A 17,335-nucleotide genomic window follows, 5' to 3' on the forward strand; every position below is an offset into this window, starting at 1 on the left:
CTCTTCCCATTCCGAACAGAGTCGTTAAGCCCCGGAGCGCCCATGGTACTGCCTTCACCGGCGGGAGAGTAGGTCGCCGCCAACCTTACTAGTGCACCGAGCTGCCCCCTTGTGGTGTGTGTCCCTCCCCCCCCGGGTAGGCGATGCCCCCGACGGAGGCAGCTCGTTGTCGTTTATACCATCCCCAGCCCGCCTCGGCATAGGCTGTTTAAGCTGGTGGTACTGGTCGGCGAGATGCCCAATGCCGCGGCCGCTAATTAGCGTCGGCTGCTGGATGAAGGCGCCTCCTACTGCCTCCGCGAAATGGCCCAGGTACCTAATATCAGCAGGTGCCTGGGCCATTTCGCTTATCCTATCTAGCTTGTGCTTAATGTGTAACGCCAGTAAGTGAGCTAAGCTATGCACGTATGTATAGCTGCCACTTAACCATTATCATCTTCAAATTGATATGTAATTTTTTGCTCCTCCAATTCATAGTAAAATCATAAGAGGCCTATTTATACGTTTGGGAGTAGAACTTTGTATCTACCTTCACCAGATACTACCTGATAGATGGTCTTCACATATCCTTGGTTTCTGCTAGGCTTAGTTGCAACCGCAATACCGGTTGTAATTCATCTGTTTGAGCTAAGGCGGCCGCAACGTGTTTTTTTTACTAACGTGGAGTTCATCCGTGAGGTGAAATTAATTGCCGCAAAACAACGCAAGCTGAAGCATCTGTTAGTACTCCTTGCCAGAGTTGGATTTATAATCTTTTTGGTTCTTCTTTTTGCCCAGCCTTTTATCCCTGCAAAAGACCAAGGTGATAATACTAGCGGTGCAGTCAGCATCTTGTTGGACCAGAGCGCAAGTATGCAACAGGTTGCTAAAAGTGGCGAATCAGCCTTTGAGGTAGCATTAAAAGAAGCAGAGGAATTGCCTTTGGCATTTCCTCCAACTTCCAGGTTCGTTTTACTGGGCCAGCGCGAAACTTCCACCGCTGCTGCATACCGAGCTAGTATTCAGCAGTTGCAACCCTCTGGGCATTTTAGAGGCATAGCCCAAATGTTAAGGCTTGCTCAGACGGGATTAGGTGGTAATAAAGGGCCCGTTTTTGTTTTCTCAGATTTCCAGAAAAATGACGCTATTACTCAGGCAATAGAGTCTATCGATACTGCTAAACAAGTGTATCTGGTGCCGGTTGCAGGCGAGGCAGGCTCTAATGTTTTTGTAGACAGCGTATGGCTGGATGATGCTTTTATAAGAGCTAATGTTGATGCACTGCTGCGTATACGGCTCCGCAACGGGGGCAACAAAGACGTTGCCACCTGCCCAACAAAGCTGTTCGTAGGTAATAAACAGGTAGGTGCGTTTCAGGCTGCTATACCGGCCAAACAGAGCATTGTTACAGCTGTACGTGTGCGCTTAGAAGGCACTGAAACACAGGCATGCAGGGTGGAGGTAGAAGATGTACCTGTCGAATTCGACAACACCTACTATTTCATGCTACAGCCATCTGCACGAATCAAAGTAGTAGAAATTGCGACTACTAGTTCATTAGATAAGCTATACGGCAACGAGCCGCTGTTCTCTTATCAGCATGTACGGCCGCAGCTTACCGATTACCGGGCCATTGCGGATGCAAATTTGATTGTATTACGAGAGGCAGAAAGCCTTTCTAGTGGCCTACAGCAAAGTTTAAGGCAAGCAGCACAGCGAGGTGCTACGATTGTAGTGGTGCCCTCCGCTTCTAAGCAAGCACAAGTGGCCTACAACACACTTTTCCGGGAATTAGGAATTGGCCGTATTCAATGGGAGACAAATGCTGCTGGTGTTACACCGGTATTGCGCGATGTAGCCGAGCCCAGCAAGCAAAATCCCTTCTTTCATGACGTTTTTGCTACCAAAAACCGGCCAGCAAGTATGCCAAAAGCTGCTCCGGTATTACGCTGGACCCGATCTGGAACGGATGTGCTGCAGCTACGGGATGGAGATGGATTTCTAGCGGCTTTTCCTAGTGGCAAAGGCAGCGTGTATTTGTTTTCGTCACCATTTAATCAAGCCTATTCTGATTTCACTCAGCATGCGTTGTTTGTGCCTGTGATGTATCGGTTGGCGATGCAGAGCCATCAGCAAGTGCAGCCACTGGCCTACCAGCTAAGTGAGCAGACTTTTAGAGTGAACTTACCCGAGCAACTGCCTGCTACCGCTAATCGGGAAGCAGTTTATCGCTTACGGCATGATAGCGCTACTTATATTCCTGCCCAACGTGTACAGGATGGCCGTTTGGTTATGGATGTGCCTCCCGGAATGCAGGAGCCCGGCTATTATGAACTATTACGCGGCGAAGCAATGATCAGCAAACTGGCTTTTAACTTTGATAAGCGCGAATCTGACTTATCGAGTTATTCTGCCGCTGAGTTTCGGCAATTGGTTGGCGACAATCATCCGAATGTACGAGTGTACGAGCCAGGGGCAGGGCAGACGGTGGCAGCTCAGTATAAGGCTACGCGTGTGGGAGTGCCTCTGTGGCGCTATTGCTTGGTAGGTGCATTAGTTTGTTTGCTTGCTGAAGCATTCTTACTTCGTTTCGCGGGGCGCAAGCACATTGCTGTTCCAGTGGCCCAGGCTGCATAGGTTGAGCAAAGCTTGTATCTTGCCGCATCACTAGTTTTTTGCGTTTGGAACCTGCCAATTACCCTTCTACTCCTGCCAGTCCAGTGTTGCGTACTGCCGTTTTGTGTGGCGCGGCTACAGGTGTACTTTGCCTTAGTTGGATACTGTTTTTGTATCTGACCAATAACAATCCTTATGGGCTGAAACGGACCTTGTCCGACTTTTTCCCACCTATTGCTGCTATTGTCAGTCAGATTCTGTTGAGGCGTTATTATGCTAACGGACCTGGCCTAGGCCGCTCGATAGGTGTAGGCCTCACTACAACTTTGATTGGGGCAAGCTTAGCTGCGGTTGGCATCTATATATTTGCCCGGGTAGCCGACCCTGACCTGATCAGGCAACATCTTACAGAGGCCAAGCAGATGTTGGCAGCTGCCAAGGATATGTATTTAAAGCAGACGAACGGCCGGCAGCAATACGAAGCAACACTTCGCAATCTGGCCCAGACCCCACAGGCGTTTGCTCAGGATGAGTTTGTGAAGAAGATGTTGTGGGGAGTAGTCTTGAGTATACCAGGTGGGGTGTTTTTGCGGAAATAATATACCTTCCCATCATTCTTTCACTTATTCCTACTCACAATGGAAAACACTACTACACCTACAACCCCTTCTTCTGTTGGCATTCGCTACGGACTCATCACTGGTTTGATAGCGACTGTTGTATCGTTGCTACAGTTAGCGCTTATCAGTGATCCAGAAACTCCACTGAGATGGTTAAGCTTGGTCATTATGGTGGTAGGAATAGTGCTAGCCCATAAAAGCTTCAAGAATATGAACGGCGGCTTCATGTCCTATGGCCAGGGCTTGAGTATCGGTACAATAGTTTCGGGTGTTACAGGAGCGCTGAGCGGCATTTTTAGCTATATCTACATGTCTTTCATTGACCCCGATTATATGAACCGGGTGATGGAGATAACTCGTAGTCGCATGGAGGAGAAAGGACTCGACGACGCTCAAATTGATCAGTCCATGGCAATGGTATCCAAATTCAGCGGAGGCCCGCTTACCATCGTCTTCGGTATTTTAGGCGCTCTGCTATTTGGGTTTATTATCTCGCTGATTATTTCAGCTTTCACGAAACACACCCGTCCCGAGTTTGAGTAAGCGTTTGCCGCATCATTATCCTGTTGAGCTGTCTATTGTCATTCCGCTGCTCAACGAGGCCGAATCTTTACCCGAGCTTACTCGCTGGATTCACCGTGTGCTGGCCCAGCATGGCCTAACGTACGAAGTCATCCTGATTGACGACGGCTCGACAGACACTTCCTGGGAAGTAATTGAAGACTTAGCTCTGGAAGACACCCACATTCGGGGCATCCGATTCAACCGGAATTACGGTAAATCGGCGGCTCTGAATGTGGGCTTCAAGGAAACTACCGGCCGGGTAGTGTGTACCATGGATGCCGACCTGCAGGACTCGCCGGAGGAACTGCCGGAACTCTACCGCATGATTACGCAGGATGGCCTAGACCTCGTTAGTGGCTGGAAAAAAAAGCGGTTCGATCCGCTGAGCAAAACCATCCCGACGAAGCTGTTCAATGGCGTGACACGCTGGATTTCGGGCATCAATCTGCACGATTTCAACTGCGGCCTGAAGGCCTACGACAGCCGCGTGGTGAAAAGCGTGGAAGTATACGGCGAGATGCATCGTTACATTCCGGTTATTGCCAAATGGGCCGGCTTCCGCAAAATTGGCGAGAAAGTGGTGCAGCACCAGGAGCGCAAATACGGCACCACCAAGTTTGGGCTGGAGCGCTTCGTATATGGCTTCCTGGACTTGATGAGTATCACGTTCGTGAGCCGGTTTCGGCGGCGGCCGATGCACTTTTTTGGCGCTTTGGGCACGCTCTCATTCCTGCTAGGAATGCTGATAACACTCTGGCTGGTGATTGAAAAAGTATGGCTGGCCGCCCATAACCTACGGGCCCGCGATGTAACAGCACAGCCATTGTTTTTTCTGGCTCTGGTGGCCGTAGTTATTGGCGTTCAGCTCTTTTTAGCAGGTTTTCTGGCCGAAATGGTGCAGCTCAACGGCTCCAACCGCAACGACTACTTGGTAAAGGAGAAGCTGAATTTAAATTGAACTCCCTGCGTGCAAAAACCTGCTCTCTAGGCCTCTTATAGAACCAGGAGCAGGTTTTTGACATGCAGGCAGAAATCCAGTTATATGAAAGTCGTTATCATCGGACCAGCATATCCACTGCGAGGTGGCCTAGCTACTTACAATGAGCGACTTGCGCGGGCATTTCAGGAGGCAGGTGATGAAGTGCGACTTGTCACGTTTTCGTTGCAGTACCCCGACTTTCTGTTCCCGGGCCAAACGCAATTCAGCACCGAACCTGGCCCCACGGATCTGGATATTGAGGTAAGTCTGAATTCGGTGAATCCGCTGAGCTGGTACACAGTCGGGAATAAGCTGCGGCGGGAGCGGCCCGATCTGGTCATATTTCGGTTCTGGCTGCCCTTTATGGGGCCAGCTCTAGGCACCGTGGCTCGCTTAGTGCAGCGCAACCGCCATACCCGCGTGGTGGCCATTACCGATAATGTGATTCCGCACGAGAAGCGCCCCGGCGACCGACCTCTGACGAAGTATTTCCTGTCGGCCTGCCATGGTTTCGTGACGATGAGCCGCTCTGTGCTAGCCGATTTGCGCCGCCTGCACTTCAAGCAACCAGCCCAGTACAAACCCCATCCGCTGTACGACAATTTTGGGCCATTGAAGCCGAAAGCAGAGGCACTACGTGGCCTAGGCCTATCTCCCGAGTTTGGGTATTTGCTGTTCTTTGGTTTTATCAGGGCCTACAAAGGGCTGGATATCTTGCTGGAAGCCTTTGCTGATGAGCGACTAGCGCAGCTGCCTGTGAAGCTCATCATAGCTGGCGAGTATTATGAGGATGCCGCGCCTTATGAAGTTCTGATTGCCCAGCACAACCTCGAAAGCCGCCTGATCAGAGCCACGGACTTTATTCCGAATGAAAAAGTGGTGGACTATTTCTGTGCCGCCGACCTGATTGTGCAGCCCTACAAAAATGCCACCCAAAGCGGCGTCTCGCAGATTGCCTACCACTTCGAGCGGCCCATGCTCGTGACCGACGTAGGAGGCCTCGCCGAGCTGATTCCGGATGGAGAGGTGGGCTACGTGGTGCCGCCTAAGCCCAAAGCCATTGCTGATGCCTTGGTGGATTTCTATCAGCACCAGCGCGAAGCCGAATTTACGGCTGGTGTGTGGGCGAAGAAGAAGGAATTCTCGTGGGAAGAAATGGTGAAAGCCCTGAAAGAGGTGGCCAACGTGGCCTAGGCCACTGCAGGTGCCTTCTACAAAGCAAAAGAGCCTCACCTGCGAACAGGTAAGGCTCTTTTTTAATAATGATATATCACGGCACTTTGTAACAGTTACCGAGGCACGCTCGCCTGCACAGCTGCAAACACTTTTTCTGCGGGCAACTCTTCCATGCAACTAGTTCCGAGCTTGCAGCTGCCCCGGTAGAAGCACACGCACTGGCGGTTGGGCTGCACGAGTTGGCCTCGGCCGTAGAGGTCGAATTCGTAGGGGTTGAAGATATTATTCATCAGAATGGTAGGCTTCCGCAAGGCAATGCTGATGTGCATAGCCATCGTCACTTGCGTTACAATGCCATCCATTTGGTGCATCATGTTGATGAACTGTTCCAAGGGGAAGGTACCCAGATACGCTGCGCCGGTAGCTGCCTGGAGGCGCTGGTTGCGCTCATCCTCGGCTAGGCCACCCAGCAGCACCGGGGCATAGCCGGCGTGTTGCAACTGCCGGATCAGCGAAACCCATTTCTCATCTGACCACAAGCGGGTCGTCCACCGGTCGCCGCAGCCAGTGTTCAGGCCGATGCGTAGGCCACCCGTTGGCAGTTGGGTCCAGTCGTAGCCTTTGTCTTCGTGCGTGTCGAACACGTATTCCTCGCCCCGGAATTCGTAGCCGCACAGCTCGAATATTTCCTGCACGTAAGGCTTCTCGTTCTGAATACTCAGTTCGTCGAACACGCCGGTCAGGAACTTGTGGTTAGCCAGCGTATTACTAGGCCATGCTACACCATATTCAGGGTGCAAGCGGTATCCAAACTTCTGATGCGCCTTAATGGAATCGTGCAGGGCGCAGGCTTCTTTGTCCTTGTCGAGGTTGAAGAGAATATCAAATTCGCGTTGCTGCAAATGCAAAACGGATGGCAAATCCAGCTTCAGCACTTCCTCAATTTCGCCGGCCGGCAGAATGGCCGGCGTGAGCGTAAGCCACGTGATTTTGGCTGCCGGATATTCCTGCCGTAACCGCCGCAGCAACGGTGTCGTCCGAATTACGTCGCCAATGGCGCCAAGTTTAATAATCAGGATACGCTGCTGGATAGGCGCATACACCGGGCAATTGGCGCACTGGTAGCCGTGCTCCTTGTTGGGGCGGCAGGGAATATCACCGCGAAAATGGCGGCAGTCGGGATGGACAGGAATGCCGTTGAGGTCGGGCATGAGAAACTTATAGATAAAGCATCTGTCGTCCTGCACAAAGGCAGAACGACAAGGTGAAAATTACATGCCCACGTAGCTGCTAGGCGAAATGGCGCGCAGCTCCTCTTTCACACCGTCGTTTACATCTAAAGTATCGATGAACTCCCGAATGGTGTGTTCTGTGACGGGTCCGTGCGTGCGGGTAAGCGCTTTGAGGGCGTTGTAGGGGTCAGGGTAGTTCTCGCGGCGCAGAATGGTTTGGATGGCCTCGGCCACTACCGGCCAGTTCGCTTCCAGGTCGCGGCGCAGGGCTTCTTCATCAAGGGCCAGCTTATCGAGGCCGCGCTGCAGGGAGGCCAAGGCAATGAGCGTGTGGCCTAGCGGCACTCCCAGGTTGCGCAGCACCGTAGAATCGGTAAGGTCACGCTGTAGGCGGCTGATGGGGAGCTTAGCGGCGAGGTGCTCCAGCACGGCATTGGCTAGGCCCAGGTTGCCTTCCGCGTTTTCAAAGTCAATGGGGTTCACTTTGTGAGGCATGGCCGATGAGCCTACTTCGCCGGCCTTGATGGTCTGGCGGAAGTAGCCCATTGAGATATACTGCCACACGTCGCGGGCTAGGTCGATGAGAATAGTGTTGAGGCGCTTGAGGCCGTCGCAGAGAGCTGCTAGGTGGTCGTAGTGCTCAATCTGAGTGGTCGGGTGGCTGCGCTTTAGACCCAGACGACCTTCCACAAATTGCTGGGCAAACTGATGCCAGTCGGTGGTAGGGTAGGCCACATGGTGGGCGTTGAAGTTGCCGGTGGCCCCACCGAATTTTGCTCCAAAAGGCACCTGCGCTAGCAACTCAACCTGGCCATCGAGGCGTGCTACAAATACTTCTATTTCCTTACCTAAGCGGGTAGGGGAGGCCGGCTGACCGTGAGTGCGGGCCAGCATCGGCACGGCGGCCCAATCATTGGCACGCCCTGCTAGCTGGTTGCGTACGCTGGCGTAGGCCGGCAGCAGTGTATGAATAAGCGCGTGCTGCAGGCTGAGCGGAATGGCGGTGTTGTTGATGTCTTGCGACGTGAGGCCGAAGTGAATGAACTCCAGATACTGGCCTAGGCCTAGCGCCGCAAACTTGTCGCGCAGGAAATACTCTACCGCCTTCACATCATGGTTCGTGACCCGCTCGTGCGCTTTCACGGCCTCTGCATCGGTCACTGAGAAGCCCGTATAGAGGCCACGCAGGGCGGGGAATACTTCGGCATCAACTTCTGTGAGCTGGGGCAATGGCAGTTCGCAGAGGGAAATAAAGTACTCTACCTCCACCAGCACGCGGTAACGAATCAGAGCCAGCTCCGAAAAATACGGGGCCAGCGGCGTGGTTTGCCGGCGGTAGCGGCCATCGAGCGGCGATATGGCAGTGAGTGGAGAAAGAACGGCGTAGTCGGCGGCAGAAGACATGCGTAGAAGGAGTTGGTAGGCCAAGTGCGCCAAAGGTAGCGAAAGGTGGGCCGTAGGGCCAGAACACGCGCGGGCCTTTTTCGCTACCTTTGTTTTCCGAGCGGCGGCGGGTTCGGCACGAATCTGGTACGAGCCGGCCGCGACTTCCTTTCTCCCTGACTGTTCGCGTGACTCCAGCAACCAAACGTAAAATCGGCATCGGCTTAGGCATTCTTGTCGTATTGCTCGCCGTAGGCCTAAGTATTTTCCTGCTCAAGCGGCAGCAGCTGCTCGATTATGCCCTGCAGCAGGTGAAAGCCAAAGTAGAGCGGAAGTTCCCCGTTAAGCTCACCCTCGGGCCCGCTCGCTTCACCGATCTGAATACCGTTCGGCTGGAAGGCATGAGCCTGGTACCAGCCGCCCAACCCGCCGATACGTTGCTGAAAGCTCAGGCCGTGCGCGCCTCGCTGAGTGTGCGCAGCCTGTTTGCTGGTAGGCCAGTGTTCAGCAATCTGGAAATAGATGATGCTCGCCTGACGGCTCATAAAACCGCTACCACTGATAACTATTCGTTTCTCTACCGCAAGAAAAAAGGCGAGCGAGTAGTGCCCCGCGACACGACCAAAGGCACCAACTACGGACTGCTGGCCAACCAGCTCCTGGAAGCGGCCTTCGATAACGTGCCTGTAGAAGCTGATTTTCGCAATTTCCTGGTCACGTACCGCAGCCCGCGCCACTCAGCCACGCTCACTATGCCGCGTCTGGCAATTAAGGATGGCGACATCACGGGCCAGCTCACGGCAGTTGTTGACTCCGTAACTAACCGGATGGGTGTGCAGGGTCGCATTGATGCCGGCGACTACCAAGTAGATGCCCGAATTTTTGGCCTCGATAAGCGCCCCGTGATCCTGCCGTATGTGCAGAGCCGGTATGGCGCCCGGGTGCAGTTTGATACTATCCGGGTGAGCCTGACGGACAAGAAAATGAATGACGATGAACTTACGGTAAAAGGCACGGCTTCCGCCACCAACTTCATCGTAAACCACCCCAAGCTCTCCGACAGCGACGTGCGCTTCCCACGCGGCGGCATCGACTTCGTGACGCGTCTAGGCCAGGCCTCGTTTGCGCTGGAGAAGGGCACAAGAGTGCTCCTCAATAAGATGGAGTTCTTTCCGGAGCTTTCGGTACGGCGGCTGCCGGTGCCACAACGCGTGATTGGCAAGCAAATCAATGGCCTCACCAACCGCAACCAGTTTCTGGCCGGCCTACAGGTGAAGCTGAATGTGGAATCGGCTGAAACGGCCGCCAACGACTTTTTTGCCTCGCTGCCCGAGGGCATGTTCGAAACGCTGGAAGGCACGCAGGCTGAAGGCACGCTCAAGTATCGCCTCAAAGCGAACTTGGACATGAACAAGCTAGATAGCCTTCAGTTTAACTCAGGACTGCAGGCCACCAAGTTTCGCGTAACCCGCTTCGGCCGCGAAAACCTGAACAAGCTCAACGAACAGTTCCCGTATACGGCCTACAACGACAAAGGCGACTCCGTAAAAACCTTCCTCGTAGGTCCCTCTAACCCAGAGTTCACGCCCTACAATCAGGTCTCTGATTATCTGAAAGCCGCCATCATGACGGCCGAGGACCCGCGCTTCATGACTCACCGAGGGTTTATGGAAAAGGCCTTCGTGAAATCAGCCATCCAGAACCTCAAGGAGCGGCGTTTCGCTCGCGGCGGCAGCACCATCTCGATGCAGCTGGTAAAAAACGTGTTCCTGACGCGCAAGAAAACCATCGTGCGGAAAGTGGAGGAAGCACTGATTGTTTGGATCATTGAGAACACGCGCTTGGCCTCTAAAGAGCGGATGCTAGAGGTGTACCTCAACATTATTGAATGGGGACCGAAAATTTATGGCGTCGATGAAGCCGCGCGCTTCTACTTTGATAAGCAGCCCGCCAACCTCAATTTGTCGGAGAGCCTATACCTGGCCAGTATTATTCCGCGGCCCAAGTACTACCAGCGTTCTTTCAACCAGTACGGCGAGATGCGCGGTTCAGCCCGCTACTTCCACCGGCTTATTGCCGACCTGATGCTGCGAAAAGGCCTGATTTCGGAGGGAGACCGGGGCACCTTAAGCTACAGCCTCAACTTCCCCGGTCGGGCCCATGGCTCCATCTTCCGGGCCGTGCGCGACACCGTGCGTACTGTGCAACCCGCCGATTCCTCGCAATTTGAGCCGCTCAACCTGATTGACTTGCTAGGCGGCGCCGCGGCGCCCGACGCCGGTGTAAACCAGGAAGTGCCCGCCACCCCGCCGCCACCCCCAAAGCCCTAGGCCACCTGAGAGGTCTTAATTATCACACAGGCCCCGCTAGCAGATACTAGCGGGGCCTGTGCCATATGTAGGAGCTTAACGATATGAGCCACGCAAGTGGCCTTTGGCTGCTAGGCCACTTGCGTGGATAAGATGCCGCCTATTCTGGTTGTTCGGTGCTAACAGGGTCTGGTACTTCTAGCTTCTTTGGCAGCAGCAACGATATGACCACTGACATAACCAGAATAAAGCCTACCACGGCCAAAGAAATGCCCATCGGAATGTGGTATATCTCCTGAAAAAGCAGCTTGCCACCAATAAAAATCAGGATGAGCGAGAGGCCGTAGTGCAGGTAATGGAACAGGCGCATCAGGCCTTCAAGCGCGAAGTACAGCGCCCGTAGGCCTAGCAGAGCAAATACGTTGCTAGTGTACACGATAAACGTATCGCGCGATACAGCCAGAATTGCCGGGATAGAATCGACGGCAAACATCACATCGGTTGTTTCCACCATCACGAGCACCACAAATAGGGGCGTCGCGAACCGTAGGCCATCTTTCTGGACAAAGAACTTGCCTTCGTGAAGGCGGCTGGTAATGGGCAAGTGGCGGCTCAGAAACTTGACAACCGGATTATTGTCGGGGTCGATTTCTGGCTCGCCGGCGCTGGTAGCCATTTTTACGCCAGTATACACGAGGAAGGCACCCAGCACATACAACAGGAAGTGGAATTTGGCCAGCAAGGCCGCCCCAACCAGGATAAAGGCCGCCCGCAAGACTAAGGCCCCAATAATCCCCCAGAACAGGATTTTGTGCTGGTACTGCTGCGGAACCTTGAAGTAGGTGAAGATGAGCAGAAAGACAAATAGGTTATCAACGCTCAGGGATTTCTCAATCAGGTAGCCTGTGAGGAACTCCATGGCGGCCTGCTTGCCCAGCCAACGATAAACCAGATAGTTGAAGGAAAGCGACAGCGCAATCCAAAAAGCACTCCACCCAAGTGCTTCCCGCATGCGGACCACATGTGCTTTGCGGTTAAATACCAGCAAATCAAGTAGTAACAACGCCACCACAAAGGCGTTGAAGGCAAGCCAGAATAGAGGAGTGTTGTCCATGCAGCCAAAAGATACGTATCCAGCGCCAGTTACTAGCGCGGCTGTATACTTCTGCTGCTTACCGGGTTTCGGGAGTTGGGGTTGCCGACATGGTAGCTGAGGCAGGAACAGCCGTTAGGGCTGCCGCCGGACGCTCAAACCGGCGAAACCAGCTGCTGATCTTCATTCGGATAACGCCCAGGAAAGCTTCCTGCACAATACCCTTGCTCATTTTGGAGGTTCCCCGGGTGCGGTCAGTAAAGATGATGGGCACCTCCTTAATGCGGAATCCAAATTTGTAAGTCAGCCATTTCATCTCAATTTGGAAGGCATAGCCCACAAACCGGATCTGATCAAGCGGAATGGTGCGCAGCACACGGGCCGTGTAGCACTTGAAGCCGGCCGTAGCATCCATGATGGGCATGCCGGTGATGAAACGCACGTAAGCCGAGGCAAACCACGACATAAGCACCCGGTTCATTGGCCAGTTCACCACGTTCACACCCTGAATGTAGCGCGAACCAATGGCCAGATCATATTCTTGGTGGGCGCAGGCGTCGTAAAGCCGAATTAGGTCGTCGGGGTTATGCGAGAAGTCGGCGTCCATCTCGAAAATATACTCGTAGCCGTGCGCCAAGGCCCATTTAAAACCGTGAATGTATGCGGTACCCAGGCCCAACTTGCCCTTACGCTCCTCCAGAAACAGGCGCCCTGGAAACTCAGGCATCAGGTTGCGGATAATGGCAGCAGTGCCATCAGGCGAGCCATCATCAATGATGAGCACATTGAAAGCTTTGGGCAATGAAAAGACCTTGCGGATGATCAGTTCCGCATTTTCACGCTCGTTGTAGGTCGGTATCAGGACAAGCCCGTTATTCATAGTCCAAAGGTATGTGGCGTGGTCGACTTATTTAGCGTCGGAAATAGAACAGGAATAGCTAATGCAGAATAAAGGAAGAAACAGCTAAGTAAGAGCAGGATCAAGGACATAAATACACTCCCCAAATTGCATGCAGGAAACGTATTCTTTCTGATGTTTATAACCGCGCACCGGGTGCATTATGTTCATCCTGGAGGCCGCAAATCTACTTATTCAGTAGAAAGCTAAGCAGTATATCTAAAATACTATTTCTATATGGATCACCTACGAATTTTGCTGGATAAATAGATTTTAGAGGAGTGCAGGAAATAGCTTGCCGGCCAACTCTTTGGCGTGGCGCACACAATCAGGCACACCGACGCCGGCTCGCCAATTGGCCGTAGCATGCAGCCCGAGCGGCGCCAGGGCATCGATAGCAGCATGTGCGGGCACAATGCGGGCATCAAACTGCGGAATAGCCCGCTCCCAATAGTAACGGTACTGCCACACCGGAGCTCCTTTTATGCCATAATAACGGCTTAGCTCAGCATGTACGGCGGCCTTTTGATCTGCTTCTGGCTCGCGAGCGTTGGCTTCATACTGGCTGCCGCCTACAAACGTGGTAAACAATACCTGCCCGGCCGGCACCCGATTTGGGAAAATAGAACTGGTCCAGACGCTGCCAGCAGCGTAGGCCTGTTCTGCCTTAGGGTGCAGAGCCCCGAATCCATCAAGCGGGTGTTGCACATCGGCGCGCTGATAGGCCGTGTATATGGCCGCCATTGGGGGATAATACACTTGACCTAGCGCGGCGGCAGCCTCCGGGAATCCGGGCTGCAGCAGGTCGGCAGCGGCGTAAGCGGGGAGGCACAGCACCACGGTATCATAGCGGCGCGGGGCGGGGCCGGCAGTGGTTTCTAATTCCCAGCGACCATCTTCGTCATCGCGGTGCAGAGAGGTGACAGCTGCTCCAATGTGGGCGCGGCGTAGTTGGGCAAGCAGCTTATCGGTGAGGGTTTGCAGGCCGTTGCGCAGGGTAAAGATGCGCCGGCGGCCGGCGGCTCCATCCTTTTTCTTCATGAGGCCGCGCAGCACGGAGCCGTGCGCCTGCTCCAGCGCCGCCAGCTGCGGAAAGGTTTTGTGCAGCAGCAGTTGCTCCGGGTCGCCGGCATAGATGCCCGAGATAAATGGGTTCAGGGCATAGTCCACGACTTCGGAGCCGAAGCGGCGGCGGAAAAAACTGGCTAGCGTTTCGGTTGGGTCGGGGGGCAGGGGAGGGCGCGTTAGTTCGCGCAGAATATTCCATTTGCCTTTCAGATTGAAAAATTTGCCCGTTAGTAAGCTCGGCGGTGTGCCTGGCAGCTGGCGGTATTTCCCATCACGCAGCACGTAGCGGTTCTGGCTCACGGCCGCTGCATCCTGCACCTGGTCGGCTAGGCCTAGCGCCTGTACTAGCTCTTCCAGCTCAGGGCTGAGCTGCAGCGAGTTCGGCCCGGTTTCCAGCAGATACTCGCCCTGGCGCTCTGAGCGCACAATGCCGCCGCCGCGGGGCGAGGCCTCAAACAGATCATAATGGGCTCCGGCTTTTTGCAGATGCCAGGCCAGGGTGAGGCCCGAAATGCCGCCGCCAATGATGGCTACATTCATGAAAACAGGGGTGCGAAGTAGATATGCAGCCACAAAGGTACTGCACCCTGGCCTAGCGAGGGTACGGTAGCGCCTAAGTGTGGCAACAAGTGGCCTAAAGCCCTGGTAACCGGGTCGCTGTTGTAGCTTTGGGCCAATGAATCCTCCTGTACCCACCCCGCCCCGCGGAAAAGCCGTGTTCCTGGACCGCGACGGCGTGCTCAATGAAGAAATTGGCGACTACGTATGGCAGCCGGAGAAATTTATGGTGCTGGATGGTGTGCCCGAGAGTCTGGCCCGCCTGAAGCAGGCCGGCTATTATCTGGTAGTCATCACTAACCAAGCGGGCATCGCCAAAAAGCTGTATACTGAAACCGATGTGCAGGCCTGCCACGAGAAGCTCCAGCTTGCCTGCGGAAACCTGCTTGATGCGCTCTATTTCGCCCCATCTCACCCCAGCGTATCGGAGTCTTTATCCCGCAAGCCCGACTCGCTGATGCTGGAGAAAGCAATGGCGCGCTTTGCCCTCGATCCGGCCCAGTGCTGGATAGTCGGCGACCGGCACCGCGATATACAGGCAGGGGCCAAGGTGGGCGTGCGTGGCATTCTGGTAGGCCACTCCGAAACCGCCGACTATCAGCCGCACGTTGCCGATTTAAGCGCCGCCACCGACCTAATTCTGGGAGCGAGCTAAGCCACTGGCCTAGCAACAAAAACAACGCGCCCACCTTTCCAATGGGAGACGGTGGGCGCGTTGGCAAGAGAAGTCTAGCCTACTGGCGCTCCGTGGGAACTTCCGCGCTGGCCGTGATGGTAGTGGACACGTGCGTGGCCGGTTTGGTGGTGGAATAAGCGGGACATTTGGTACGGCACGACCCAAGCGTAACCCCACCGAGGACTGCGAGTATAAGCAGTTTTTTCATGTTTTAGTGCAATTATTAAGAGGGCTTCACAATTCCAAACCTCTTGTAGCAAGTATGTTCCGCTTCGGAACGCTACCCAAGTGCAATTAATTGCACAGATGCACTGATTTTTTTCTACCATAAAAAAGCTCCTTCCGCTAGCAGCAGAAGGAGCTTTACAAGCTCTTTAGCAGAACCAAAATTACTGGCGGGGCGAAGCGGGAGCCGTGCTGGCCGAGATAGGGAACGACAGGCGCGAAGCCTCTTTCGTGCTCGAGTACGCTGGGCACTGCGACTTCTTATTACAGGCGCCCAGGCCTAGGGTGGCTACGCAAGCCAGGAGTAGAACTTTCTTCATGAGAATGGTAAATTGTAAAGACGAGCTGATTCGGAAAGGTAAAGGTAGATGAACCCCAGGCCGCGTCCAAGTTGCCGCGTTGATGTTTCTCCGGAAGGTGGCCTAGGCCAGTAAAAAGCCCCATGTCTGCCGTTTAACTGGCCTAGACATGGGGCTTTACAGTATTTCTAGGAACTATTGCTGGTAGCCCAGAATACGCATCATCGACTCGCCGGTTTGCTCTTCGGCAAACACACGGTCAGTAAGGGTGCCATCCTCGGCGCGGTCCAGAATGACCATTTTGGGGGCCGGAATCAGGCAGTGCTTGATGCCGCCGTAGCCTGAGAGGCTTTCCTGGTAGGCGCCGGTGTGGAAGAAGCCCACGTACAGCGGCTCCGTATCCTTAGCGGGCTTGCGCTCCGGCAGAAACACCTGATAGATGTGTTTCTCAGCGTTGTAGTAGTCCTGCGAGTCGCAGGTGAGGCCGCCGAGTTGGATTTTCTTGTACTGCTTGTTCCAGCCGTTCAGGGCCAGCATAATGAAGCGCTGGTTCAGGGCCCAGGTATCGGGCAGGTTCGTGATGAACGAGCCGTCAATCATGTACCACAGCTCCTTGTCGTTCTGCAGCTTCTCATCGAGAATAGAGTAGAGCGTTGCGCCCGACTCGCCCACAGTGAAAATGCCGAATTCCGTGAAGATATCCGGCTCCGGCACGCCTTCTTCCTGGCAGATGCGCTGCACCGTGCGCAACACTTCCTCTACCATATACTGGTAGTCGTACTCCTTCTGGATGCTGGTCTGAATCGGAAGGCCACCCCCAATGTCGATGGTAGTGAGGGTAGGGCACACTTTGCGCAGCTCGCAGTACTGGTGCACAAAGCGGCTCAGCTCCGACCAATAATAGGACGTGTCCTTGATGCCGGTATTGATGAAGTAGTGCAGCATCGTGAGCTCGAAGCGCGGATCATGCTTGATCTTCTGCTCATAGAGCGGAATAGCGTCGGAGTAGCGGATGCCCAGGCGCGAGGTATAGAACTGGAAGCGGGGCTCTTCATCGGAAGCCAAGCGCATACCCACGTTGCACTTTTCGCGCACGTTGTCGTGGTAGTAGGCCACTTCGTTTGGCGAGTCGAGGATGGGCATGCAATTCACGAAGCCATCATTAATAAGGCTAGTGATTTCGCGCTTGTATTCCTCGGTCTTGAAGCCGTTGCAGATAATGAACGTGTCCTTGTTCACCTTGCCTTTGGCGTGCATGGCCCGGATGATGCTGGTATCAAACCACGACGACGTTTCAATGTGGACGTCGTTTTTCAGGGCCTCTTCTACCACAAAGCTGAAGTGCGAGGCCTTGGTGCAATAGGCGTACGAATATTTGCCGGTGTAGCCGGTTTTCTCAATGCCCACCCGGAACCACTCTTTAGCCCGCTGAATCTGGGAGCTGATTTTGGGTAGATAGGTGAGGCGGAGCGGCGTGCCGTGCTTTTCTACCAGGGCCATCAGGTCGATGCCGTGGAAGCGCAGCTCATTTTGCTCTACTTGAAACTCTTGAGTGGGGAAATCGAAGGTTTGGGAAATCAGGTCGTGATAGGTATCCATTCGGAGGAAAGAGGGTCTGGAGGCTCAATGCAGGCTGCAGCACGCAGTAAATCAGGTTACT

General features: G+C 54.1%; 15 protein-coding genes and 1 rRNA gene. 8 read left to right on the top strand and 8 right to left on the bottom strand.

Features of this window, described 5'->3' with window-relative positions:
* From rrf to CFT68_RS00030, 6 genes are all read left to right on the top strand, one after another.
* Positions 1–85, top strand: a 5S ribosomal RNA gene (gene rrf, locus CFT68_RS22470); the annotation flags it as partial.
* A gap of 467 nt (positions 86–552) precedes the next feature.
* Positions 553–2,616 carry a vWA domain-containing protein gene (locus tag CFT68_RS00010; RefSeq protein WP_088841387.1) on the top strand — a complete coding sequence of 688 codons (2,064 nt, stop codon included), beginning with the start codon at positions 553–555 and terminating at the stop codon, positions 2,614–2,616.
* Positions 2,617–2,702: 86 nt separating this feature from the next.
* A complete protein-coding gene (locus CFT68_RS00015; protein ID WP_170934655.1) occupies positions 2,703–3,194 on the top strand; it encodes a DUF4199 domain-containing protein in 492 nt (163 codons plus the stop codon).
* A 39-nt stretch (positions 3,195–3,233) separates the two neighbouring features.
* Positions 3,234–3,758, top strand: a complete 525-nt coding sequence (locus tag CFT68_RS00020) for a DUF4199 domain-containing protein (protein WP_088841389.1) — start codon at positions 3,234–3,236, stop codon at positions 3,756–3,758.
* Positions 3,751–4,737, top strand: a complete 987-nt coding sequence (locus CFT68_RS00025; protein WP_088841390.1) for a glycosyltransferase family 2 protein — start codon at positions 3,751–3,753, stop codon at positions 4,735–4,737. Before CFT68_RS00020 ends, CFT68_RS00025 begins: the two co-directional genes overlap by 8 nt.
* 84 nt (positions 4,738–4,821) lie before the next feature.
* On the top strand, positions 4,822–5,952 hold the full coding sequence (locus tag CFT68_RS00030; protein WP_088841391.1) for a glycosyltransferase: 1,131 nt from the start codon (positions 4,822–4,824) through the stop codon (positions 5,950–5,952).
* 95 nt (positions 5,953–6,047) lie between these two features.
* Here the strand turns inward: CFT68_RS00030 and CFT68_RS00035 are convergent, their stop codons facing one another.
* A complete protein-coding gene (locus CFT68_RS00035) occupies positions 6,048–7,145 on the bottom strand; it encodes a glycosyltransferase family 9 protein (protein ID WP_088841392.1) in 1,098 nt (365 codons plus the stop codon).
* Positions 7,146–7,205: 60 nt separating this feature from the next.
* Entirely contained in the window at positions 7,206–8,570 is a 1,365-nt protein-coding gene (gene purB, locus CFT68_RS00040; protein ID WP_088841393.1) for an adenylosuccinate lyase, read from the bottom strand.
* Positions 8,571–8,737: 167 nt separating this feature from the next.
* Here purB and CFT68_RS00045 point away from each other — a divergent pair, with 167 nt between their 5' ends.
* Complete coding sequence (locus tag CFT68_RS00045) at positions 8,738–10,879, top strand: biosynthetic peptidoglycan transglycosylase (RefSeq protein WP_088841394.1); 2,142 nt, start codon at positions 8,738–8,740, stop codon at positions 10,877–10,879.
* A 139-nt stretch (positions 10,880–11,018) separates the two neighbouring features.
* Here the strand turns inward: CFT68_RS00045 and CFT68_RS00050 are convergent, their stop codons facing one another.
* From CFT68_RS00050 to hemG, 3 genes are all read right to left on the bottom strand, one after another.
* On the bottom strand, positions 11,019–11,972 hold the full coding sequence (locus tag CFT68_RS00050) for a TerC family protein (RefSeq protein WP_088841395.1): 954 nt from the start codon (positions 11,970–11,972) through the stop codon (positions 11,019–11,021).
* Positions 11,973–12,030: 58 nt separating this feature from the next.
* Positions 12,031–12,831 carry a polyprenol monophosphomannose synthase gene (locus CFT68_RS00055; RefSeq protein ID WP_088841396.1) on the bottom strand — a complete coding sequence of 267 codons (801 nt, stop codon included), beginning with the start codon at positions 12,829–12,831 and terminating at the stop codon, positions 12,031–12,033.
* Between the two features lie 291 nt (positions 12,832–13,122).
* On the bottom strand, positions 13,123–14,457 hold the full coding sequence (gene hemG, locus CFT68_RS00060; RefSeq protein ID WP_088841397.1) for a protoporphyrinogen oxidase: 1,335 nt from the start codon (positions 14,455–14,457) through the stop codon (positions 13,123–13,125).
* 136 nt (positions 14,458–14,593) lie between these two features.
* On the opposite strand from hemG, the gene CFT68_RS00065 reads away from it, so the two are divergent.
* Entirely contained in the window at positions 14,594–15,130 is a 537-nt protein-coding gene (locus CFT68_RS00065; protein WP_088841398.1) for a D-glycero-alpha-D-manno-heptose-1,7-bisphosphate 7-phosphatase, read from the top strand.
* Between the two features lie 79 nt (positions 15,131–15,209).
* On the opposite strand, the gene CFT68_RS21705 is transcribed toward CFT68_RS00065, so the two are convergent.
* The 3 genes from CFT68_RS21705 to CFT68_RS00070 form a co-directional block, all read right to left on the bottom strand.
* Complete coding sequence (locus CFT68_RS21705) at positions 15,210–15,359, bottom strand: hypothetical protein (protein ID WP_170934656.1); 150 nt, start codon at positions 15,357–15,359, stop codon at positions 15,210–15,212.
* Between the two features lie 181 nt (positions 15,360–15,540).
* Positions 15,541–15,696: a hypothetical protein gene (locus CFT68_RS21710; RefSeq protein ID WP_170934657.1), complete on the bottom strand. Its 156-nt coding sequence runs from the start codon at positions 15,694–15,696 to the stop codon at positions 15,541–15,543.
* Between the two features lie 174 nt (positions 15,697–15,870).
* A complete protein-coding gene (locus tag CFT68_RS00070) occupies positions 15,871–17,274 on the bottom strand; it encodes a type III PLP-dependent enzyme domain-containing protein (RefSeq protein WP_088841399.1) in 1,404 nt (467 codons plus the stop codon).
* Positions 17,275–17,335: the final 61 nt, after the last annotated feature.

Origin of the sequence: Hymenobacter gelipurpurascens (assembly GCF_900187375.1) — a bacterium.
GTDB classification, from domain to species: Bacteria; Bacteroidota; Bacteroidia; order Cytophagales; family Hymenobacteraceae; genus Hymenobacter; species Hymenobacter gelipurpurascens.

Bases quoted from the DNA above. Each gene is read 5' to 3' on its own strand.
- CFT68_RS00010 (WP_088841387.1), top strand. From the start codon at position 553: ATGGTCTTCACATATCCTTGGTTTCTGCTAGGCTTAGTTGCAACCGCA.
- CFT68_RS00020 (WP_088841389.1), top strand. From the start codon at position 3,234: ATGGAAAACACTACTACACCTACAACCCCTTCTTCTGTTGGCATTCGC.
- CFT68_RS00030 (WP_088841391.1), top strand. From the start codon at position 4,822: ATGAAAGTCGTTATCATCGGACCAGCATATCCACTGCGAGGTGGCCTA.
- CFT68_RS00035 (WP_088841392.1), bottom strand. From the start codon at position 7,145: ATGCCCGACCTCAACGGCATTCCTGTCCATCCCGACTGCCGCCATTTT.
- purB (WP_088841393.1), bottom strand. From the start codon at position 8,570: ATGTCTTCTGCCGCCGACTACGCCGTTCTTTCTCCACTCACTGCCATA.
- CFT68_RS00050 (WP_088841395.1), bottom strand. From the start codon at position 11,972: ATGGACAACACTCCTCTATTCTGGCTTGCCTTCAACGCCTTTGTGGTG.
- CFT68_RS00055 (WP_088841396.1), bottom strand. From the start codon at position 12,831: ATGAATAACGGGCTTGTCCTGATACCGACCTACAACGAGCGTGAAAAT.
- hemG (WP_088841397.1), bottom strand. From the start codon at position 14,457: ATGAATGTAGCCATCATTGGCGGCGGCATTTCGGGCCTCACCCTGGCC.
- CFT68_RS00065 (WP_088841398.1), top strand. From the start codon at position 14,594: ATGAATCCTCCTGTACCCACCCCGCCCCGCGGAAAAGCCGTGTTCCTG.
- CFT68_RS21705 (WP_170934656.1), bottom strand. From the start codon at position 15,359: ATGAAAAAACTGCTTATACTCGCAGTCCTCGGTGGGGTTACGCTTGGG.
- CFT68_RS21710 (WP_170934657.1), bottom strand. From the start codon at position 15,696: ATGAAGAAAGTTCTACTCCTGGCTTGCGTAGCCACCCTAGGCCTGGGC.
- CFT68_RS00070 (WP_088841399.1), bottom strand. From the start codon at position 17,274: ATGGATACCTATCACGACCTGATTTCCCAAACCTTCGATTTCCCCACT.